Origin of the sequence: Labrenzia sp. PHM005 (assembly GCF_006517275.1) — a bacterium.
In the GTDB taxonomy this organism is placed as follows: Bacteria; Pseudomonadota; Alphaproteobacteria; order Rhizobiales; family Stappiaceae; genus Roseibium.
The window spans coordinates 1,693,066-1,713,672 of sequence record NZ_CP041191.1; the positions used below are offsets into that span (position 1 = coordinate 1,693,066).

Annotated in this window: 17 protein-coding genes, 1 tRNA gene and 1 riboswitch; of the genes, 12 read left to right on the plus strand and 6 right to left on the minus strand. The window is 53.6% G+C overall.

Annotation, left to right across the window (positions count from 1 at the left end; genetic code table 11):
• Nucleotides 1-2: 2 nt before the first annotated feature.
• A riboswitch (TPP riboswitch) is annotated at nucleotides 3-109 on the plus strand.
• 254 nt (nucleotides 110-363) lie between these two features.
• From FJ695_RS07730 to FJ695_RS07740, 3 genes are all read left to right on the plus strand, one after another.
• Nucleotides 364-1,017, plus strand: a complete 654-nt coding sequence (locus FJ695_RS07730; RefSeq protein ID WP_247653853.1) for an ABC transporter permease — start codon at nucleotides 364-366, stop codon at nucleotides 1,015-1,017.
• Between the two features lie 23 nt (nucleotides 1,018-1,040).
• Nucleotides 1,041-1,982 (plus strand): ABC transporter substrate-binding protein, encoded by a 942-nt coding sequence (locus tag FJ695_RS07735; RefSeq protein WP_141184891.1) that lies wholly within the window; start codon nucleotides 1,041-1,043, stop codon nucleotides 1,980-1,982.
• Nucleotides 1,983-2,546: 564 nt separating this feature from the next.
• Nucleotides 2,547-5,027, plus strand: a complete 2,481-nt coding sequence (locus tag FJ695_RS07740; protein ID WP_141184892.1) for a hypothetical protein — start codon at nucleotides 2,547-2,549, stop codon at nucleotides 5,025-5,027.
• A gap of 51 nt (nucleotides 5,028-5,078) precedes the next feature.
• Here FJ695_RS07740 and FJ695_RS07745 read toward each other — a convergent pair whose 3' ends face one another.
• The 3 genes from FJ695_RS07745 to FJ695_RS07755 all read right to left on the minus strand — a co-directional run bounded on the left by FJ695_RS07745 (nucleotide 5,079) and on the right by FJ695_RS07755 (nucleotide 9,488).
• Entirely contained in the window at nucleotides 5,079-7,274 is a 2,196-nt protein-coding gene (locus FJ695_RS07745; RefSeq protein WP_141184893.1) for a CHASE2 domain-containing protein, read from the minus strand.
• Nucleotides 7,275-7,404: 130 nt separating this feature from the next.
• Entirely contained in the window at nucleotides 7,405-8,292 is an 888-nt protein-coding gene (rpoH, locus tag FJ695_RS07750) for an RNA polymerase sigma factor RpoH (RefSeq protein WP_141184894.1), read from the minus strand.
• Nucleotides 8,293-8,462: 170 nt separating this feature from the next.
• The gene (locus FJ695_RS07755; protein ID WP_141184895.1) at nucleotides 8,463-9,488 is read right to left on the minus strand and encodes an RluA family pseudouridine synthase; all 1,026 of its coding nucleotides are present in this window, start codon (nucleotides 9,486-9,488) and stop codon (nucleotides 8,463-8,465) included.
• Between FJ695_RS07755 and FJ695_RS07760 the strand changes: the two genes are divergently transcribed.
• Nucleotides 9,487-9,843 (plus strand): hypothetical protein, encoded by a 357-nt coding sequence (locus FJ695_RS07760; protein ID WP_141184896.1) that lies wholly within the window; start codon nucleotides 9,487-9,489, stop codon nucleotides 9,841-9,843. The genes FJ695_RS07755 and FJ695_RS07760 overlap by 2 nt on opposite strands.
• Nucleotides 9,844-9,954: 111 nt before the next feature.
• Nucleotides 9,955-10,029 (plus strand) — tRNA-Glu (locus tag FJ695_RS07765).
• Between the two features lie 79 nt (nucleotides 10,030-10,108).
• On the opposite strand, the gene FJ695_RS07770 is transcribed toward FJ695_RS07765, so the two are convergent.
• The 3 genes from FJ695_RS07770 to FJ695_RS07780 form a co-directional block, all read right to left on the minus strand.
• A complete protein-coding gene (locus FJ695_RS07770; RefSeq protein ID WP_141184897.1) occupies nucleotides 10,109-10,882 on the minus strand; it encodes a DeoR/GlpR family DNA-binding transcription regulator in 774 nt (257 codons plus the stop codon).
• An 87-nt stretch (nucleotides 10,883-10,969) separates the two neighbouring features.
• Entirely contained in the window at nucleotides 10,970-12,295 is a 1,326-nt protein-coding gene (locus FJ695_RS07775; protein WP_209010963.1) for a hypothetical protein, read from the minus strand.
• A 121-nt stretch (nucleotides 12,296-12,416) separates the two neighbouring features.
• The gene (locus FJ695_RS07780; RefSeq protein ID WP_141184898.1) at nucleotides 12,417-13,022 is read right to left on the minus strand and encodes a DUF1134 domain-containing protein; all 606 of its coding nucleotides are present in this window, start codon (nucleotides 13,020-13,022) and stop codon (nucleotides 12,417-12,419) included.
• A gap of 155 nt (nucleotides 13,023-13,177) precedes the next feature.
• On the opposite strand from FJ695_RS07780, the gene FJ695_RS07785 reads away from it, so the two are divergent.
• The 7 genes from FJ695_RS07785 (at nucleotide 13,178) to FJ695_RS07815 (ending at nucleotide 20,460) form a co-directional block, all read left to right on the plus strand.
• Nucleotides 13,178-13,630, plus strand: a complete 453-nt coding sequence (locus FJ695_RS07785; protein ID WP_141184899.1) for a YHS domain-containing (seleno)protein — start codon at nucleotides 13,178-13,180, stop codon at nucleotides 13,628-13,630.
• Nucleotides 13,631-13,832: 202 nt separating this feature from the next.
• Nucleotides 13,833-14,477 carry a histidine phosphotransferase ChpT gene (gene chpT / locus FJ695_RS07790; protein ID WP_141184900.1) on the plus strand — a complete coding sequence of 215 codons (645 nt, stop codon included), beginning with the start codon at nucleotides 13,833-13,835 and terminating at the stop codon, nucleotides 14,475-14,477.
• A gap of 132 nt (nucleotides 14,478-14,609) precedes the next feature.
• Nucleotides 14,610-17,438 carry a hybrid sensor histidine kinase/response regulator gene (locus FJ695_RS07795; RefSeq protein ID WP_141184901.1) on the plus strand — a complete coding sequence of 943 codons (2,829 nt, stop codon included), beginning with the start codon at nucleotides 14,610-14,612 and terminating at the stop codon, nucleotides 17,436-17,438.
• Nucleotides 17,435-17,926, plus strand: coding sequence for a chemotaxis protein CheW (locus FJ695_RS07800; RefSeq protein ID WP_141184902.1), 492 nt, complete (start codon nucleotides 17,435-17,437; stop codon nucleotides 17,924-17,926). The genes FJ695_RS07795 and FJ695_RS07800 overlap by 4 nt, the downstream gene beginning before the upstream one ends.
• A 40-nt stretch (nucleotides 17,927-17,966) precedes the next feature.
• Complete coding sequence (locus tag FJ695_RS07805; RefSeq protein ID WP_141184903.1) at nucleotides 17,967-18,332, plus strand: PleD family two-component system response regulator; 366 nt, start codon at nucleotides 17,967-17,969, stop codon at nucleotides 18,330-18,332.
• Nucleotides 18,333-18,352: 20 nt separating this feature from the next.
• Nucleotides 18,353-19,576: a chemotaxis response regulator protein-glutamate methylesterase gene (locus FJ695_RS07810; RefSeq protein WP_141184904.1), complete on the plus strand. Its 1,224-nt coding sequence runs from the start codon at nucleotides 18,353-18,355 to the stop codon at nucleotides 19,574-19,576.
• A complete protein-coding gene (locus FJ695_RS07815; RefSeq protein ID WP_141184905.1) occupies nucleotides 19,573-20,460 on the plus strand; it encodes a protein-glutamate O-methyltransferase CheR in 888 nt (295 codons plus the stop codon). Before FJ695_RS07810 ends, FJ695_RS07815 begins: the two co-directional genes overlap by 4 nt.
• Nucleotides 20,461-20,607 lie beyond the last annotated feature (147 nt).

Here is a 20,607-nt window from a genome sequence, read left to right on the forward strand (position 1 = left end):
CCGCTTGGTCCGAGGGGTGTTCCGGAAACCGGAACTGAGATGGCTTCTTGCCGAACCCTTAGAACCTGATCCGGGTCATGCCGGCGAAGGGACGGAAACCTTAGCCTCTTCCCGGATCTCCAATGTCATTTTCGGTATGCGCCGAAGACGGGAGATCCATATGTTTGCTTGTGCGCTTAAGCGCAAGTCGTGGGCCATGAATATGGCCTATGAACGCGATTATGAACGATGCCATCAATGCCTCCCTCGTTGCGGAGACGCATTGTGACAGTCGTGCATTTTCTCTTGAAACGGTGTGCCGGGCTGGCTGTCGCAGTTCTTATTTGGGCTGGACTTGTTCATCTGTTTGAAATTCCGCCCTTCATGCTGCCGAGCCCGGAACGGGTATTCTATGTGTTTCAAAACCAAGGTGCATTTCTGCTGCATCATGCAGGCATCACCTTTTCTGAAACTCTGCTTGGCTTTGTGTTTGGTGTTAGTGCCGGGTGCCTGCTGGCAGTCACGATCTGGCTGTTTCCCCTGGCAAAACGCGCAGTTATGCCAACCATCCTGGTCACCCAAGCGCTTCCCGTTTTTGCGATCGCGCCGATCTTGGTGCTTTGGTTGGGATTTGGCCTTGCTTCCAAAATTGTGATGGCCGTGCTCGTTATCTTCTTTGCTGTGACGTCAACCTTCTATGATGGATTGCGGCGCCTGGACCCTGGATTGGCCGACCTTAGCCGCCTTTATCGCATTTCAAGGCTGCGAGAACTCTGGGTTTTCCGGTTGCCTTCGGCCTTGCCATCGCTTGCATCCGGACTGCGTATTGCTGCCGTATTTGCCCCGATAGGCGCAATTGTCGGCGAGTGGGTCGGCGCCAAAGGCGGCCTTGCCTTCATCATGCTTCAGAGCAACGCGCGCATGCAGACTGATGTCATGTTTGCGGCCCTGATCCTGCTCGCTTTGATGGTGCTGACCTTACGGTTCGCCGTGGACCACTTCACACGTTTTCTTGTTCCCTGGCAGGTCGAAGACTGATCTGCTGTTCCTTGGAGGATTGAATGAAAAAAACACTGCTCTCAGTTGTTTTCGCCGCTGGGCTTCTGGCGTCGGCACAAGCCCAAGCCGCTGATAAACTAGTGGTATTGATGGATTGGTTCACCAACCCGGATCATGCTCCAGTCATCACGGCGCAGACCAAGGGCTTCTTTGAAGCCGAAGGTCTGGAAGTTGAACTGATTGAGCCGGCTGATCCTGCAATGCCGCCAAAGCTGGTTGCCGCCGGGCAGGGAGACATCGCGATCTCCTATCAGCCGACCTTGCATGCGCAGATCGAAGAGGGCCTGCCGTTGAAGCGGATCGGGACACTGGTTGAAACCCCGCTGAACTCTTTGATTGTTCTGAAAGACGGTCCGATCAAGGAGCTGAAAGACCTGAAGGGCAAAAAGATCGGCTTTTCTGTGTCCGGTTTTGAAGATGCCATGCTCGGTCAGATGTTGCGCTCTGTTGATCTGACGGTTGAGGACGTTGAACTGATCAACGTCAATTTTGCACTGTCACCCTCTCTGATGTCCGGTCAGGTTGATGCTGTCATCGGTGCATACCGGAACTTTGAGCTCACTCAGATTGAAATCGAGGGCAAGGAAGGCAAGGCATTCTATCCGGAAGAAAACGGTGTGCCGATCTTTGATGAGCTGATCTATGTGGTTCATAAGGACAAGACGGACGATCCGCGGTTTGAAAAATTCATGGCTGCCGTCGAAGCTGCGACCATCTATCTGACAAACCATCCGGACGAAGCCTGGAACGCGTTCATTGAAGCTTATCCGAACCTCAATGATGAACTGAACAAACGGGCCTGGGCCGATACCCTTCCGCGCTTTGCAAAACGCCCGTCTGCTCTGGATGCCGGCCGGTATCAGCGGTTTGCCGAGTTCATGGCGGAAAACAATCTGATTTCCAAGGTGGTTCCAGTCGAAAGCTACGCGGTCGAAATCCGCTAAGGCTGAACAATATCGTGGCAGCGCTTGGAAACTTCCGTGCTGCCACTTTGATGTCAATAAATGAGAAGCTAAGGCCTTCTAATCTTAGACAAATACGCCAGCGATGGCCTGCCGGTGTCCACACGGCCTAGGTGAGCCCAAATCCAATGCGATAACCAATGAACCGGGCGAGGGCGACCGGTGCTCAGGATGTTTTTCTCTGATCACGGGAACGTGAGTTCCGTGACTATTGTTAAAATTGCAATTGGAATCCTGTGAAGTTTTCACGTATTTCGATTGTTGTTATTTCTAGCTTAAAACGCAGAAAAAAATCGCATTCCATTACGTCATCTGTCCCGTAAACTTCTGATTTATATGTTTTAATTCACAATATTTACAGTGGGTGGCTCTCAAAAAAATCATTTTAACAAATGACTGTATCGGGGAAATTTTTTTGCAGATTCTCCATCAATTTGAATCGAATTTCAGAAATGAGTCTTTCACGAAAAAATTCTTCTATCTTTCTAAGTGAATTCCCCTAATATTGAATCATATTCATCTAAAATTGAAGTTTTGGGGGAAGCTATGACTGCTATTTATCGCTTTTTTAATCCCGCGACTGGTTCGCATTACTTTGCGTCAGGCGATACGGAGCGTGCTGTAATCGCTGCGCAGAATCCGACTTGGCTAAATGAAGGCAAAGCCTTTGATGCTGTTACGACCGCGGCTACCGGATTGGTCGGTGTTGAGCGGTGGTTCAACCCATCGTCCGGCAGGTATTTGTTTACGGCAGATGAGTTTGAACAGTCTGTACTCCCCGCAACCGGCTGGGTGAAACAATTAGACGCTGCCTGGTATGTGAGCCGGGGAGAAAGCGCTGATCTTGGATACACCTCTGGCGTATTCAGATTGTTCGTGCCGGCGTTAAACGGTCATGTCTATTCGTCCAATCAGACAGAAATAAACATTCTCACGACCACCCTGAACGCAACAAACGAAGGCCAGGCTTATTTTATCAGCCCGACCGGTGGGGAACCGGTCGTGAATACTATCGTTCTAACCACGAATACCGATATTCCAGGTGCCACGTCTCCGTCACAAGATACGACTGGCACGACTGGAGATGATGCTTATACCGGCCGGTATGACCCCACTGGGAATGCGACGACCTACTCAAACGCGGATGTTTTGTCCGGTGATACCGGCACAGACTCTATGACCGTGCTGGTCACCAGCACCGACGGCAATACGGTAGATTCTGTTTCGACCGGCGTGGAGAACTTCAACGTTACAAATCAGTCCACATCTGCCAATAGCTTCATTTGGAACTTCCAGAATATCCAGGGTGAAACGACAGTTACGGATTTGAGCTCAACAGGGACGGGGGGCAGCAACAGCATGCTGATCAACGTCGATTCGAGCGCAACCGCAGCGATGACAACCTCAAAGGGTTTGTTTGCGGTCAATTACTCCGGTGCAACATCCCGTACAGGGACTTCGGATTCATTTTCCCTTCAGCTGAATGGGTCTGGTGATTCCACAAGTTCTGCGCATTTCAGCACGGTAGACACCAGCGGCAACATTGATACCAGTTTTGAAGTCGCCAACATAACCAGCTCCACCGCTGCATCAACCGTGTCGCTTGGCACGGCTGGGAATGGCGGTGGAATGACGCTGACAACCGTCAATGTATCCGGTGATGCTGACTTGACGCTCACCGAGCATCAGAACTTCGCCGGGCTAACAACCGTGAACGCAAGCACCTTTACCGGCGCTTTGAACATCAACGCTAGTGGGTCGACGTCGTCCGGCTTTTCCTTCACAGGCGGCAGCGGAAATGACCGGATTTTGCTGGCCAACAACACGGTGAACTCGGCAACGACGCTGAATGGCAACGGTGGCACTGACACTCTCGCGACGTCGAACATAAACACCCTCACAACGTCGACTGTGAATGCGGCGACGAATTTTGAGGTTCTGGAAGATATCACCGGGGCTCGGAGCTTCACGGCATCGAACTTCACAAGTATCAACTCGTTCCTTTTCAGCACCGCCACAGCGACCAACCGGGCAACCATGTCCGGAATTGAGAACACGGACTCAATCGCGATATCGGCAGATATCACCTATGGTGGTGACGAAGGGTTGCGCTTGTCTGGTAACTCCGCCGGCACGACGGCAAATCTGGAACTCAGAGCGACCAGCGCAACCAATGGTGAAGTGGCAATAACGTCCAACAACAACAACAACGATGTATCCGGGATCGGGCTGGAAACAAATGTCTCCACCCTCAATCTCAGCAGTACACTGTCGTCGGGGACGCAAACCAATGCCAACTTGATCAAAGGAACTTCGACGAACGACAACTCCTACGGTATCGAAAACAGCAATGTCGCAAACGTCAACATTTCCGGGTCTCACGCTTTGACCATCAATGCTGACGCGGGGACGTCCCTTGCAAACGGACAGCAGGTCTACGGCTTCTCGTCGGGTGTAAATGCAGATGCCAGCAGCTTCACCGGTGTCTTGCGGATCGCTGGATCGTCCGCTGCAGACACGATCCAGGGCGGCTCGGCGGCGGATATCATTTATGGATTGGGCGGTGCCGATGTCATGACCGGTAATGGCGGGGCGGATCAATTCCGTCATGCGCATTACAACAATGCAGTTGACCGGATCACTGACTTTACCGTGGGGACCGACAAGATTGGTCTGAACCAGATCAACTTTGGCAACACGACAGCCACCCAGGCTGGAGCAACACTGAGCACAGCCGACTATGTCACCAACGTATCGACGGTCACGACCATCGGCGGCGGTGCCGCAAATACCGTGATTGAATTGCAAACATCGCAGTCCACAACGGATATGACCAATAATACCGGGTCTGCCGTTGCTGCTTATGTGCTGGTGCACAACTCTACGACCGGCAGGGGCGAGCTTTGGTACGATGCGGACTGGAGTACGACAGCGAGCCGCTCGCAAATCATGACATTCGACAACGTGACGTCACTGACCGGCATCCAGGCCTTTAGCAACACGGACTTTGTCGAATACAGCTTCTAAAGCCCACGTTGTCAGGCAGCGCCACTTCTTAGGACGTGGCGCTGTTGCTGTTTAGAGTTTTGTTTTTTCAGATATTTGGTCTTCAAACCGGTCGAAAAAAGTACTCAGAGCCGGCGCAAGTTTGCGGGCGACGGCGAGTTCCATTTCTGCAGATCTTGTCTCGCCGGATTTGACCGCAGACGTCAGACCGTCATGGACACGGGCAAGTTTCCGGTAGTCTTCAGTTGCGGCGTAAGTTTCATCGCCGATCAAAGCATAAAGGCGAACCGGTTCGCTTTTGCCTTTGAGCGGAATTTCGCCGGCTTCCAAAAAGGCAAGCTCGGGCGCCTGTGCTCTCGTTTCTTCAGAAACCAACAGTTCAGATCCCACCGCCTTGCAACTCGATTCAATTCGTGAGGCGACGTTCACCGCATCCCCGATCACCGAATAATTGAAGCGCCGTTCTGAACCCATATTGCCGACACAGGCATCGCCGCTGTTCAGGCCGATGCCGATCTTAACCGTCTGAGCCTTGAGATCGCGGGCTTTGAACCCGAACGCGTCCCGAGCGTTGAGATCCTCGACAATCTTGAGCATCGCAAGGCTGGCGCGGCAGGCTTTTTCGGCATGATCTGGGACCGCCAATGGCGCATTCCAAAACGCCATGATGCTGTCGCCAATATATTTGTCGATCGTGCCGCCTTCCGCCTGGATGGCATCGGACAAAGGCGACAGGAGAGTGTTCAAGAAAGCGACCAGTTCTGTCGGTGTAAGTTGCTCTGAGATTGGGGTGAAGCCACGGATATCCATGAACAGAATAGTCATCGGCCGGATTTCTCCGCCGAGCGTCAATTGATCCGGGGTCTTTTCAAGCTGAGTAACAAGATCAGGTGAAAGGTATTGGCTGAAGGCCTGGCGCACAAAGCGTTTTTCCCGCTCGGTAAGAAAATAGAGCATCGCAGTGGCGGCAGCAAAAACCATGAAGGCGGCAAGGCTCGGAAAAATTGGATCAATCAGCAGGCCATGTTCCAGAAACAAATAGAACGAGCCGCCAATCAGAACGGCTGTCACTGCCACACCGATCATCGCGGTGCCAAGACTGCCAATCATCGGCAAAATCAGAATGAAGAGCGAACCGGTCAGGATCGTTGTTAGGGTCTCCAGGCCCTCGGCCCAATCCGGCCGGTTCAAAAACTGACCATTAATCATTTGTTCCAACGCCTGGGCATGGACAGAGACTCCAGGTACCAAATCCCCAAGAGCCGTTGCACGGATGTCGCGAAGGCCGGCAGCCGATGTGCCCACCAACACGATATGGCCTTCAATCAGCGGTGCAAGGTCTGCGTGTTTGTCCCGAGCAAACAGTTCTTTTGACTGGATGTACCGGTCAGGTCGATCGGGGGTGTAGTAAACCCAGATTTCACCGGTGGCGGTGGTTGGAACTGTGAAAGCGCCGATTTTCAAATCGGTTATGGCCGGTGTGCCGCTGTCGATCTCACCGCTGGCACTTGTTGTGCGCACGATCAGTCCACTGGCGCCTTGCGCAACCCGCAAGGCTTCGGTGGCCAGCCCTGGATACACACTTGTCCCATCGCTCATGATGAGGGGTACCCGGCGGATGACACCGTCGCGGTCGTCTTGAGACACAGAAATTGAGCCAACGCCGCTGGCGCTTTCCTGAAGAATATCGAGGCTGGGAACCGCAGCGGGAAACGGAGGGAGGATGGTTACAGGATCAGCGCCGCCATAGGCCATTCCGGCTTTTTTTATCGGAACACGTCCTGTCGATTTGTCTGAAATCGCAAAGCCAAGAACGACCGGATATGAGGCAATTGTCTCGGCCAAAAACCCGTCATTGTCGGGCAAATCCTGCAGCGAATTTATGACATGATCCGGTGTTCCAGCCGGCAAGGATGCTTGAATTTGTGTCGGAGATGTCCGGTCTGGCTCCGGAAAGATGACGTCGAAAACAACGGTCGCAGCACCAAGCTCCATCAAAACATCGACCAGTTCGGCGATCTTGGTTCTCGGCCACGGCCATTGCCCGATATCCGAGATGGACGCTTCGTCAATATCGACGATACGTACGGGTGCCGGTTGATAGTCGCGGGGCTGGAACCGCTGATAATAGTCGAAGGTCAGCTCCCGGACCGCGACAAGAAAATCCGGATTGGCAATCCTCAGACCGGTCATGAGAATGAGGACGAGCGTCGCAGTCAACGCGACAAAACCACGGCGGGAGAAAATGGCTTTGATCTGAAAGGTCATACGGGCCTGACTTTTTGAAAATCAAGCAAACCTAGGACGTGGGTGGAGAGGGAGCAAGTGGACGGCCGTTCTCCGAATAAAAAACGCCGGGCTGTTGACCCGGCGTTGTGATGCTTATTTCTGCCGACGTTTAAGCGACCGGCTGTGGTTCCATCGTCCGCGCGCTGCTGCGGACAGCCTTTTGGACCTTTTCGAAGGCGCGGACCTCGATCTGGCGGACACGCTCGCGGCTGACACCGAATTCACCGGAAAGATCTTCCAGGGTCATTGGATCTTCAGACAGACGGCGGGCTTCGAAGATGCGGCGCTCTCGCTCATTCAAGACGCTCATGGCATCGCTGAGCATCTTCCGGCGCATGTCCAGCTCTTCCTGGTTGGCGAGCAGAGTTTCTTGGCTGTCGCTTTCGTCCACCAGCCAATCCTGCCATTCGCCGGCATCGGCTTCGGCCCGGATCGGTGCGTTGAGGCTGGCATCGCCGCCGAGGCGCCGGTTCATCGACACCACTTCGTCCTCAGACACGCCAAGACGGGTGGCTATCTCCTTGACCTGATGCGGTTTCAGATCGCCTTCGTCCAGGGCCTGGATTTTGCCTTTCAGGCGGCGGAGATTGAAGAACAACCGTTTCTGGTTGGCGGTCGTGCCCATTTTGACCAGGGACCAGGACCGCAGGATGTACTCTTGGATCGCTGCCTTGATCCACCACATGGCGTATGTCGCCAAACGGAATCCTTTGTCCGGCTCAAAACGTTTGACCGCCTGCATCAGGCCGACATTGCCCTCTGACACGACTTCGCCGATCGGCAATCCGTAGCCACGGTAACCCATAGCGATTTTGGCGACGAGGCGCAGGTGTGAATTGACCAGACGTTCGGCAGCCTGCGGATCCTCATGCTCTTTGTAGCGCTTGGCGAGCATGTACTCTTCCTGCGGCTGGAGCATCGGAAACTTGCGAATCTCATCCAGATATCGGCTGAGACCACCTTCACCTGCGGTGAGCGTCGGTAAATTTTGGGCCATTGAATGCACCCCCCTTCGTCAAATTCGCTCGGCGACCCTGATTGCCCCGCAAAGCGCAGACAAAGAAAACGGGCACGCCAAATGCACATCCCATGTCCATTCCGGCACACGGGAACTCATAATATAGGTTGGAATTTGCCGATTACATGGCCAGAAAGCGGAATGGCTTCCTAAAATTTTTGTAATGCAGACAAAAGCTTTGCAAAATCCTCAGGATATGGGCTCTCAAAACGCAAAGTTTTTCCTGTTATCGGATGTTCGAAAGCGAGCAAACCGGCATGCAATGCTTGACGTTGAAAATCGCCGACCAGGCTTTTCAGGGGCTCATCCAGCCGGTTGATTTTCGTTTTGAAGCCGGATCCGTAGTCGTCATCTCCCAGGAGCGGATGGCCGATATGAGCCATATGAACGCGGATTTGGTGGGTGCGGCCAGTCTCCAGGCGGCACTCCATGAGCGACGCCAGAGCCGCTTGATCTGAGGGGCCAAATCGTTCCTTAACTTGCCAATGGGTAATGGCCTGGCGTCCGCTTGTTTTTACAACGGCGATCTTCTGGCGGTTCGCTTGGGAGCGTGCCAGATTGGCATCAATGGTGCCTTTGAGGCTGGATGGCGCGCCCCAAACGAGCGCCGAATAGGCCCGTTCAAGCGGACCCGTCCGACCATGGTCGGCGAATTGTGCTGCAAGCCCTTGGTGAGCTTGATCCGTTTTGGCAACGACCAAAAGACCGGAAGTGTCCTTGTCAATCCGGTGCACGATACCGGGTCGTTTCACACCACCAATGCCAGATAGGCTGTCGCCGCAATGATGGATGAGGGCGTTGACAAGAGTGCCGGTCCAATTACCGGCGCCGGGATGAACAACCAGTCCGGCCGGTTTGTTAATCACGATTAAGTGCTCGTCCTCGAAAACGACCGACAACGGGATGTCTTCGCCTTTGGGCTCCGGGTCTTCCGGTTCCGGTAAGACCAAAGTAATCTCATTACCTTCATTGACCCGGAATTTCGGCTCCACTATTTTCGCGCCTCCGATGGAAACGCCACCAGCCTTGATCAGAGCTTGAATTCTGTTCCGGCTCAACGTTTCCAGATGCGCTGCAAGTACGGCATCAATTCGTTTGCCAGCGTCGTCAGGCTCAACCGTCATAGTGAAATCCGTGTCATCGCCGGCCGGATCGTCTTGGGAAAATTCTGTCATGTCTCAACCTGATTACCGGGATGAAGGTCCGGAAGAAGCGCCTCTGGATCCTGCTACCCAGCGGGTACAAGCAAAGCTGAAGCGGTTGCTGCTTGGCTCGTCCCTGATCATGTTTGCTGGGTTCATCGCTGTCTTTGCAGCAATCCTTTATAAGATCAACTCCTATGAAGCAGATCCTTACGGCATTGCGTTCACAGAAAGCGTGAATGTTGGGCCAGATGCAGAGGTTCTTCAGGTCACACTTGCCGATGGAATGATGCTGGTTCTTGTCCGCGAAGGGACCACAACAGCCTTGCTTCGCTTTGACCCGGCCAACGGAAAACTGTTGGGCCGGACAGCCTTTATTGGCAGATAGTGGTTATAAACAGCTTGTTGCTAAAAAAATGACGCAAGGGGCTTGCGTCCGGCGCTGAGCCCATTTATACGCACGGTCCTCGGCTTGAGGAACAACGTCTCTCGAGCTTGCGCGCCCATCGTCTAGCGGTTAGGACGCCGCCCTTTCACGGCGGAAACAGGGGTTCGATTCCCCTTGGGCGTGCCATTCTTCTTCTAAATGTAGAATAAACACAATCCACGCCTTTCGGCAGGTGCTATGCCGTGCGGCGAGACTTTCCGCCCGATCAACTGGTCTCTGGGTTTTCCGTTTCGATGAGTTTCGTGTCAGATTCAGCGGCGATCTCTGCAAATTCCGGACTGGGGCAGCGGTCGGTGACCAGGGTAGTTACCTGAGAAAGATGCCCGACGCGGACGGGTGCGGTCCGTTCGAACTTGGTGCTGTCGGCAGCCAGAATCACATGCCGTGCGTTTTCCATGATCGTCTTGGTGACTTTGACTTCCCGGTAGTCGTAGTCGAGCAGGGAACCATCCGGATCGATCGCCGATGCGCCAATAACAGCAAAATCCACCTTGAATTGGCGCATAAAATCCACGGCGGCTTCTCCAACAATACCGCCGTCGGCATGGCGCAGGACACCGCCGGCAACAACAACTTCGATCTGGGAATAGCCGCGCATCAGGCTGGCCACGTTGATGTTGTTAGTGATCACCATCAATCCGTGATGCTGAAGCAGCGCCTGTGCCACAGCCTCAGTCGTCGTGCCGATGTTGATGAAGATGGATGCATTATCTGGGATGAGGGCGGCAACGCTGGAGCCAATATCAGCCTTCTCTTTGCTGGAGATGATCCTGCGGGCTTCGTATCCCACATTTTCAATACCGGACGATAGAAGTGCGCCGCCATGTGTTCGTGCGAGCAGGCGGCGTTCGCATAGTTCGTTCAAATCTTTCCGGATCGTTTGCGGGCTGACTTCAAATCGTTTTGCCAGATCCTCAACGCTGACACGGCCCAATTGGCGGGCCAGTTCCAAAATCGCATTGTGGCGTTCAATCAGCATGAGGAAAGTGTCCAGTCGGCAGGAAGGTCAGTTGTTTCAATTAAAGATGCAGTGGCCTGCGTCAAGCTGCGGCACAGGGGGCGAGTCTTAGGCGACATCTTTGTTTTTTTGTTTTGTAACCCGAGGTTTCCGGCGCGTCTTTACTCCCTTCACCGCCGGAGTATCGGCAGACGCCACTTCTGTCTTATTTTCGACCTGCTCTTCTGGCTGAGCCGTTTTTCCGTCTGACTTGCGATTTGAGGCAACGATCCGGCTGACGAGAGCTTCTGCAGCAGACGCGATATCTGCGGTCGATGATGGGTCTGCTGGTTTCGCCGGGGGGGCGGTTTCTGCCTGAGGGGGCTGTGTGCGAGCAGATGGTCGGCGCACGCGCTTTTTCGGTTTCATGTCGGCCGGAGTGTCGGAACGTGTGGCGGAGGCTGCTGCTTTTGGGGCAGGTTTCGCGGGCGCTGTCTTTTTGGCGCTGCCCGATAGCTGCGTCACCAGATGACGGAAATCCTGGCGGATCTGTGTCAGCCCCGGGGTGGCGGCCAGATCTTGTTGCAATTTCCCGATTTGACCAGTCAGGCGCTGGACAGTGTGCTCCTTGGCCTTGAGTTGGGTTATTTGCTTGGCGTTTTCGGTTGCCAAGGCCTCCAGCTGGCTCGTCAGATGTTTCTGCAGATCACTTTCTTTTATGTCGCTTGCTTCCAGCTGCAGTGACAGCCGGGTGACTTCTGCCTGTGCCGTAATGAATTTTGATTCTGTATCGACCAGCTGCGCTTCTAGTTCTGCAAGTTTTGTTCTTGCCGTTTCTGCACGCTCGTTGTCCAGTTCTCCGGCGGCGGAAGGTTCATATTTCGCGAGTTTGGCCTTTAGGGTGGCGACCTCCGCTTCCAAGCCTGTAATTGTTGCGAGCGACATCGTATCTGCTGCCGGAAGCCAATCGTCATCTTTCTTGTCAGCTGCGCTCGCATCCTTTTTGGACTGGTTTTCAGACCAGCTTTCAGCCAAAGCCTGCTCAGCGTCGGCGAGTTTCTTTTTAAGTGCAGTGATCTCCGCGGATAGAAGGTCGATAGCGTTTTCGTCGTTTGTTTTTGCGTCAACTTCAGACTTGAGGCCGGCCAGCTCGGATTGATGAGCTTGCCCCAACGCATCGATCTCAGTTTTTAAGCGCGAGACTTCGATGTGACGTTCGGCTGCCTTTTCCCGCTCAACTTCCAACTGGCGTTCAACACGCCTCAAATCGACAGCATGTTGTGCACGTACCTGATCCTGCGCGGCCCGGACTTCAGCGTAACTTGATGGATTGACGGCGCGCAGTGCTTCTTCGGTCAGCCGGGCGGCGCGGCGATAAAAGGCTGGCAGAATTGCAAGGCAAAGCAGCCCAGCAGTGCAAAACCCGAGTGCCACATACATCGCCGCTTCTATCACATCAGGCTCCCAGATCGCCTTCTAACGCTCAATACGTTTCACCATCATTAGATGACCTATAAATAATAGCCAAGTCTCCTCTAAGGGAGGTGTCTTGCAATATTATATGTGGGTCATGGCCCTAAAAGGGGTTCCAAGTCGGTTTCTTTGTAAACTTGAGATAACCTATGTTGAGGCCGAGACGGGCGCCCACCCCAGCTTTGATGGGAACAACAAAAACTGAATTTTTTGACAAAACCGTCATTCCAACGCCACCGACCAAATAAGCAGACCCGTTGACACCGGAAAACCGGTCATAGACCCGGTCGACGCTGGGCAGATTGTAGATGAGCATCATGACTCGGGCTCCATCAGCACCAAAATCGAAACCGAGTGACGGTCCTTGCCAGAAAATCTTGTGATTGCCGGCATTGCGCGTATAGAGCTGACCCTCGCCATACCGTGCGCCAGCGACAAATGCGCCGGACCCTTCTTCTCCTAGGATATAGCCGTTTGGTTCGCCATAACTGGCAAAGGCTTTTTCAACGACTGAAGCCAATCCACCGGATACGGAGCCGAAAAACTGATGACCGGTCTGCAGGATTTGGTCTTGTTCATAGGTATTGACCGGTTGCGCTTGGCTGGGAGTGCTGTCCTGAGCCCAAGCGGAATTGGGAGCCGGTGCAATCATGAAAATCACTGCAGCCATAGACAAGAGGGTGAAAAAATGCCGGGACAGATATGTCATCCAGTGAACTCCTTGCCGCCGAATGGCGGTGTCTTTCTCGCCGCGCTGCGGGTCCTCAGTGTTAGACTTAACGAATACAGTGCTGATTCGCAGTTGAATTGAAGAGAACCGCTTACGCCGAATCAATGAAACGTTGGTCCCAAAAAAAGACCTGGATGTGTCTTTCTGCAATCCTGTTGATGGTTGTTTGCCTTTGGAATGTGGAAGGCATGGCCCGTCCACAGAGATTTGTGCCTGATCCAATCACCGGTTACGCGATTGGCGGACATGATCCGGTCAGCTATTTCGTTGATGGATATCCGCGCAAAGGGAGCCGGGAACATACTTATGCATGGGGCGGCACCGAATGGGTCTTTGTCAACAAAGGCAATCTTGAAGCCTTTAAACTACACCCGAACGCTTATGCACCCATGTTTGCTGCTTGTGGCGGCTATGGTTTGTCGGAGGGGTTTGCAACGGCGGGCAATCCATTCATCTATGCTGTTATCGAAGGTCGGTTGATGTTTTTTTATTCGGTGGTCAACCGGTTCCTCTTTATTGTCAGTTCAACCCAGCGCTTGAATGAAGCGCGCGAGAATGCAGCTAAGGTCGGCTGCACGCCTGGGTGATACACGTCTCATCGACCCTCGAAGTTCGCGAATAAGCCGTCTCAATAGGTATTTCTGTCACAAAACGCAGCAAATTAACTTGGATGAGCCGGAATTGCGGCGTTCTCGCGCCTTGGCAGCGGCTTTTAGGATGTGTAACTCTGACCTTGTGATCTGCGAATCAGATCGCTTTCCATAAATCCATAAAGAGCAACGCTGAGCCATGTCCGCACTTAAAGAGCTTTCCTCTCTGGATCTAGCAGCCCTGGTCGCCAGCCGGGTGTGCCACGATATTATTTCTCCAGTGGGTGCCATTACCAATGGCTTGGAGGTGCTGGATGAGGAAGGGTCAGAGGACATGCGCGAATTCGCCATGGACCTCATCCGAAAGAGTGCCCGCCAAGCCTCTGCGAAACTTCAGTTTGCCCGACTTGCATTTGGCGCTGCCGGTTCTGCCGGAGCGGAAATTGATCTTGGCGATGCCCAAGTGGTTGCCACAGGGTTTATGGAAAACGAAAAATCGAATCTAAATTGGCAACTCGATCGGCATCTGATGCCGAAAAATTATGTAAAGCTGCTGCTCAATCTTATCTTAATCGCCAACCAGTGTGTGCCGCGGGGCGGCGATATCAAGGTTGAAATGTCTGGCACACCACAATCGCCATCTTTCGAATTGATCGCAGCCGGTCTCAATCCGCGAATTCCTCTCGGAATGAAGGAAACTCTAGGCGGAGAAGAGCCTGAGCGGGTTGATGCTCATTCTGTACAGCCGATTTATAGTCTTCTTTTGGCTCGGGAATGCGGCATGGGGTTAACAATAGATAAAGAAGAAGAATTCGTAAAAATTACAGCTCTTCCGGTTGAATAACTTAGGTCTGAAAAGAATCTTTTTGTTTCAGCGTATCTTAACGGTTTGAGGCCAACCTACTCTCATGGACTTCCCGGTCCAGACATCCTTTTCAGGGTGCGGAACCAGTAACAAGTCGGGTGAGAGCAGGCCATGGACGACCTCCTCAGGGAATTTATTACCGAGACCAATGAGAGTCTCGATGTTGTTGATGTGGAGCTCGTAAAATTCGAGCAAGAACCAAACAACGCTACGATTCTAGACAACATATTCCGTCTGGTACACACGATCAAAGGTACCTGTGGATTCTTGGGCCTTCCCCGGCTTGAAGGAATTGCACACGCCGCTGAAACTCTCATGGGCAAATTCCGTGACGGTGCGCCGGTGACGCAGGATGCGGTATCGCTCATTTTGATATCCATTGACCAGATCAAGGATATTCTAGGTGAACTTGAAGCCGCTGAGGGTGAAGAACCGCAAGGCGATGACAGTGAGCTGATCGGCAAGCTGGAAGAGATGTCAGCGGCGGCTGATGCGGCAATGGCCGGCGGCGGCACAGCTGAAGAGCCAGCTGGCGGCGGAGAAGCCGAAGCCGTGGCCGAGGAAGCTGAACCTGCTATTGATGTTCCTGACCAGAGCCTGGAGCGGCCACTACGCCCCGGTGAAGTTTCTCTTGATGAACTGGAGCGCGCGTTCCAGGAAACTGAGATCGAAGTCGAGGTCGCCGAGAGTATCGAAGAAGAGGTGCTTGAGGAAGAGCTGGAAGCATCTCCTGCACCGGAGCCCGAACCCGAGGTCAAAGCCGAGCCTGTTGCAGCGAAGGCGGCAGAGAAGCCGGCTGAGAAAAAGCCTGCAGCTAAGGCAAAACCTGTCGGAGATGGGGCTGAGAAAAAAGCTGCCGGTGGCGGTGTTTCGAACCAGAGCATTCGTGTTGCCGTTGATACGCTTGAACACCTGATGACCATGGTGTCCGAGTTGGTGCTGACACGGAACCAGCTTCTGGAGATCGTCCGCCGGCACGAAGACAGCGAATTTAAGGTTCCTCTGCAGCGGCTGTCGAACGTCACTGCCGAACTGCAAGAAGGTGTCATGGCGACCCGGATGCAGCCGATCGGCAATGCCTGGCAGAAACTGCCTCGGATCGTTCGTGATCTTAGTCAGGAACTGGAAAAACCGATCGATCTGGAAATGATCGGTGCCGATACAGAACTGGACCGCCAAGTCCTTGAGATGATCAAGGACCCGCTGACCCATATGGTCCGGAACTCTGCCGACCACGGTTTGGAACTGCCGGAAGACCGGCGTGCCGCCGGTAAGCCGGAAAAGGGTATCATTACCCTGGCGGCGTACCATGAAGGTGGCCACATCATCATCGAAGTGCGCGATGATGGTAAAGGCATTGATGTCGACAAGGTGAAGGCCAAGATCCTCGAGCGGGGGCTTGCGACTGAAGCTGAAATCGAAAAGATGACGGACGCTCAAGTCCAAAAGTTCATCTTTGCAGCAGGCTTCTCTACCGCCGCGGAAGTGACCAGTGTCTCCGGACGTGGTGTCGGCATGGATGTTGTCCGCAACAACATCGAATTGATCGGTGGTACGGTTGATCTACGTTCGGTCTCGGGCAAAGGTTCAAGCTTCATCATCAAGATCCCGCTGACCTTGGCGATTGTATCCACGCTGATTGTCGAAGCCAGTGGTGACCGTTTCGCAATTCCGCAGCTGTCCGTTGTCGAGTTGGTTCGTGTTCAGACAAATTCTGAGCATCGGATCGAACGGATTAAGGACACGCCGGTTCTGCGTTTGCGCAATAAACTTCTGCCACTGGTTCACCTGTCTCAACTTCTCGGCATTTATGAAGGTGAGAACGTTGAACAGGCGATCGATGCCGACAACGGCTTTATCGTGGTGATGCAGGTTGGCAGCCAGACCTTCGGTGTTGTTGTCGACGGTGTCTTCCATACGGAGGAGATCGTGGTCAAACCGATGTCCACTATGCTGCGTAACCTGGACATGTTCTCCGGAAATACCATCCTCGGAGATGGTTCCGTGATCATGATCATCGATCCGAACGGGATCGCCGGTGCCATGGCTAGCCATGCTTCCAGCGCGGTTGCCGAGCACGGCGAAGATGAACACGAAGAACTGCAGCAAAAAGCGATGACTGGCCAGAATGCAATCTCGCTGCTTCTGTTCCGTGCAGGAGCGCCGGAACCGAAAGCGGTACCGCTCTCCTTGGTTACACGTCTCGAAGAGTTCGATGTTTCCAAGATCGAGCGGTCCAACGGCCGGGACCTCGTTCAGTACCGCGGTGCACTCATGCCGCTGGTTTACGTCAACGAGGGCGACAGCCTGAAGACGGAAGGCACACAGCCGATGCTAGTGTTCTCCGATGCCGGGCGCTCCATGGGTCTTGTTGTTGATGAAATCGTCGACATTGTTGAAGACCGCATGAACATCGAAGTGGGGTCCGAGCGGCCTGGTGTTCTTGGATCTGCCATCGTCAAGGAACGTGCAACAGAGATCATCGATCTCGGCTTCTATCTCCCGCAGGCCTTTGAAGACTGGTTCATGCGTAAGGAAATGGATATCGAGGCACTGACGAAGAAAGTTCTCTTTGTTGATGACTCCTCCTTCTTCCGAAACATGCTGACACCGGTTCTTAAAGCAGCTGGCTACGATGTCACGACTTGTGTCGGTGCGGGGCAAGCCTTCGAATTGCTTGAGAACGGTGACAAGTTCCACGCGATCGTCAGCGATATCGAAATGCCTGAGATCAATGGCTTCGAGTTCTGTGAATCGATCCGCCGTGACCCGCGCTTCCGGCAGATGCCGATCCTGGCGTTGTCGTCACTGGTCACTCCGGCGTCCATCGAACGAGGCCGTCAGGCCGGGTTTGATGACTATGTCGCCAAGTTCGACCGTCCTGGTCTGATTGCGGCCTTGAAAGATATCTTTGCCGGTGAGTTGGGAGCTGCAGCATGAGTGTGTTGGAGAACAAAGTAGCCGGTGACAACAGTGCCGGAAACGACATGATCCAATATGTCACCGTTGTGATCGGTGGCCAGTTATTTGGATTGCCTATCTCGCAGGTTCATGATGTATTTGTACCTGAGAGCGTGACCCGAGTGCCGATGTCGGCGCCGGAAGTTCAGGGTGTTCTCAATCTGCGCGGGCGCATTGTTACAGCCATCAACATGCGCCGGCGGCTGCACTTGCCGCCGTTGGAAGACGAGCAGATGATGGCCGTAGGTATCGAGTACAAACAGGAAAGTTATGGGCTGGTGATCGACACGGTTGGTGAGGTTCTGACCTTGCCGTCCAGTTCAGCTGAACCAAACCCATCAAACCTCGACCGGCGTTGGGCAGAAATCGCCGGCGGTGTTCACCGTCTCGATGGACAGTTGATGGTGATCTTGGACGTGGACCGCTTGCTCGGAGCGATGTTCACCGAACCTATGGCAGCAGCATAATAACAGGCCCAAAAGATGGCCGATAATGGAGTTACGCCTGATGAAACAGTGCCTTGTTGTAGATGACTCAAGCGTCATTCGGAAGGTGGCCCGTCGGATCTTGGAGGATATGAACTTTGAGATTACTGAAGCTGAGGACGGTCAGCAGGCGCTAGACGAATGCCGGAAGACAATGCCGGACGCCATCCTTTTGGATTGGAACATGCCGGTTATGGATGGGCTTGAGTTCCTGACCAGTTTGCGAGCCGAAGAAGGTGGTGAAGGTCCGGTAGTTGTTTTCTGTACAACGGAGAATGACGTTGCTCACATTGCGCGCGCTATTCGCGCGGGTGCGAATGAATACATCATGAAACCTTTCGATCGGGAAATCGTCGAAGCCAAGTTTCAGGAAGTCGGACTTATTTAGTACAGAGTTGGTCGTTCTCAATGGCATTTGCACAACGAAATGTGTCCGCTGGGGTTAATACGGGGGCTGACCCGATTAAAGTGATGGTGGTCGATGACGCGGTCGTGATCCGCGGACTTTTGACCCGTTGGCTCGGGGAAGACAAAGACCTTAAGGTCGTCAGTTCGCAGCGGAACGGCAAGCTGGCTGTCGAAGACATTGAAAAAAGCAATCCAGATGTCGTTGTTCTCGACATCGAGATGCCGGAAATGGATGGCTTGACGGCTCTGCCGCTGATGCTGGCCAAGAAACGCAATCTTGTCGTGATTATGGCATCTACGCTGACCCGCCGGAATGCGGAAATCAGCCTGAAGGCGTTGTCTCTTGGTGCTTCGGATTATGTCCCGAAGCCAGAGTCTACGTCCGAAGTCACCACCTCGATCGATTTCCGGCGCGAGCTGGTCGACAAAGTCAAGGCATTGGGTGCCCGGGCCGTACGCATGCGTACTCCCGTGCGGACGATGCGGGCTGAAACCCGTGCGGGCCGGACAGCGCAGCCAACGACCCGCCCCGCATCAGCCGCCGCCCGTCCTGCAGTGGATACACGGGCAAGCTTTCGTGGAGCTGGACAGCAAGCAGGTGCGGGCGGCAAATTCCAGCTGCGCCCCTATGCTTCGGTGCGGCCTCGTATTCTGGCGATCGGATCGTCGACCGGCGGCCCTCAGGCCCTGCAGGAAGTGATGAAAGAAGTCGGCACGGCGATGAATGATGTGCCGGTAGTCATCACGCAGCACATGCCGCCAACCTTCACCGCAATCCTTGCCGAACATATGGGTAAGGCCGCTTTGCGTCCCTCCAAGGAAGGCGAAGACGGCGAAGAACTCAAAGCCGGGAACATTTATGTGGCGCCCGGCGGCAAACATATGACCTTGGAAAAAGAAGGCGGTTCAGTAAAAATCCGTCTCAATGATGGGCCTCCAGTCAATTTTTGTAAGCCAGCCGTTGATCCGCTCTTCGATAGTGTTTCGAAAGTCTACGGATCTGCGTGTCTCGGGATCATCTTGACGGGTATGGGGTCCGATGGTGCGGGCGGTGTTCGCACAATTGCCGCAGGGGGCGGTAGCGTCATTACCCAGGATGAAGAAACCAGCGTTGTCTGGGGAATGCCCGGAGCAGCCGCACAAACCGGCATGTGTTCGGATGTTCTTCCGTTGAAGGATATTGGACCGAAAATCTCTCGCGTATTGAAGGGGAACACACGATGACCCCAAGTGAGTTTGATTTTCTGAAAAACTTCCTGAAAACGCGGTCCGGTCTGGTGTTGTCGAATGACAAGCAATATCTGGTCGAAAGCCGTTTGTTGCCGATTGCCCGCAATTCCAAACTGGAAACCTTAAGCAACCTGATTCAGGCTTTGCAAAAAGGTGGCAACCGGACCCTGGAAACCGACGTTGTTGAGGCAATGACGACCAATGAGTCGTTCTTCTTCCGCGACAAGACGCCGTTTGAGCATTTCAAGGAAACGATGCTTCCGGCGATGCTGCAGAACCGTGCTGCGCGCAAACAGATCAAGATCTGGTGTGCGGCGGCGTCCACTGGTCAGGAACCTTATTCGCTTGCGATCTGCCTGAAGGAAGCAGCTGCCAAGGTTGGCGGATGGCGTGTCCGGATATTAGGGACGGACCTTTCTCAGGAAGTTCTGGAGAAAGCCAAGACAGGTCTCTACAGCCAGTTTGAGGTTCAGCGGGGTCTGCCGATCCAGCTGCTCTTGAAATACTTCGATCAGAAAGGCGATATGTGGCAAATCAATGCTGGCATGCGCGCCATGATCGAGTGGAAAAAGCTCAATCTTCTGGAGCAGTTTTCTCATATCGGCGAGTTCGACATTGTCTTTTGCCGGAACGTTCTGATCTACTTTGATCAGGAAACCAAAACCGAAATTCTTAACCGGATTGCGAAATCCCTGCCGGATGATGGGTTTCTTGTGTTAGGGGCGGCGGAAACCGTGGTCGGTTTGACGGATGCGTTCAAGCCGGTCGCCGGAAAACGTGGTTTGTTCCAGAAGAAACAGGCTGCACAAACCGGAACCAGGCCAGCGCTTGCCACTGGTACGTCCAGGTTGGCTGCCGGCGGAACAACCTTCCGCTAAACACTGCAAAGACTTCGAATTGTGAGGCCTGGCTGATCGAAAATGATCAACCGGGCCTTTTCCTTACCTGGTATCTGTGAACGGGCGAAAGTTCTGAAGTACCTTTGAATGTTTCGGAATACCGTTGAAGTACTGAGTGTTTCAGGC

What these genes read in the sequence shown, in the direction of transcription:
- FJ695_RS07730 (WP_247653853.1), top strand. Translation starts at nt 364, where the DNA reads ATGCTGCCGAGCCCGGAACGGGTATTCTATGTGTTTCAAAACCAAGGT.
- FJ695_RS07805 (WP_141184903.1), top strand. Translation starts at nt 17,967, where the DNA reads ATGAAACAGTGCCTTGTTGTAGATGACTCAAGCGTCATTCGGAAGGTG.
- FJ695_RS07800 (WP_141184902.1), top strand. Translation starts at nt 17,435, where the DNA reads ATGAGTGTGTTGGAGAACAAAGTAGCCGGTGACAACAGTGCCGGAAAC.
- FJ695_RS07815 (WP_141184905.1), top strand. Translation starts at nt 19,573, where the DNA reads ATGACCCCAAGTGAGTTTGATTTTCTGAAAAACTTCCTGAAAACGCGG.
- FJ695_RS07810 (WP_141184904.1), top strand. Translation starts at nt 18,353, where the DNA reads ATGGCATTTGCACAACGAAATGTGTCCGCTGGGGTTAATACGGGGGCT.
- FJ695_RS07740 (WP_141184892.1), top strand. Translation starts at nt 2,547, where the DNA reads ATGACTGCTATTTATCGCTTTTTTAATCCCGCGACTGGTTCGCATTAC.
- FJ695_RS07785 (WP_141184899.1), top strand. Translation starts at nt 13,178, where the DNA reads ATGTGTCTTTCTGCAATCCTGTTGATGGTTGTTTGCCTTTGGAATGTG.
- FJ695_RS07745 (WP_141184893.1), bottom strand. Translation starts at nt 7,274, where the DNA reads ATGACCTTTCAGATCAAAGCCATTTTCTCCCGCCGTGGTTTTGTCGCG.
- FJ695_RS07795 (WP_141184901.1), top strand. Translation starts at nt 14,610, where the DNA reads ATGGACGACCTCCTCAGGGAATTTATTACCGAGACCAATGAGAGTCTC.
- chpT (WP_141184900.1), top strand. Translation starts at nt 13,833, where the DNA reads ATGTCCGCACTTAAAGAGCTTTCCTCTCTGGATCTAGCAGCCCTGGTC.
- FJ695_RS07780 (WP_141184898.1), bottom strand. Translation starts at nt 13,022, where the DNA reads ATGACATATCTGTCCCGGCATTTTTTCACCCTCTTGTCTATGGCTGCA.
- FJ695_RS07770 (WP_141184897.1), bottom strand. Translation starts at nt 10,882, where the DNA reads ATGCTGATTGAACGCCACAATGCGATTTTGGAACTGGCCCGCCAATTG.
- FJ695_RS07755 (WP_141184895.1), bottom strand. Translation starts at nt 9,488, where the DNA reads ATGACAGAATTTTCCCAAGACGATCCGGCCGGCGATGACACGGATTTC.
- FJ695_RS07735 (WP_141184891.1), top strand. Translation starts at nt 1,041, where the DNA reads ATGAAAAAAACACTGCTCTCAGTTGTTTTCGCCGCTGGGCTTCTGGCG.
- FJ695_RS07760 (WP_141184896.1), top strand. Translation starts at nt 9,487, where the DNA reads ATGTCTCAACCTGATTACCGGGATGAAGGTCCGGAAGAAGCGCCTCTG.
- rpoH (WP_141184894.1), bottom strand. Translation starts at nt 8,292, where the DNA reads ATGGCCCAAAATTTACCGACGCTCACCGCAGGTGAAGGTGGTCTCAGC.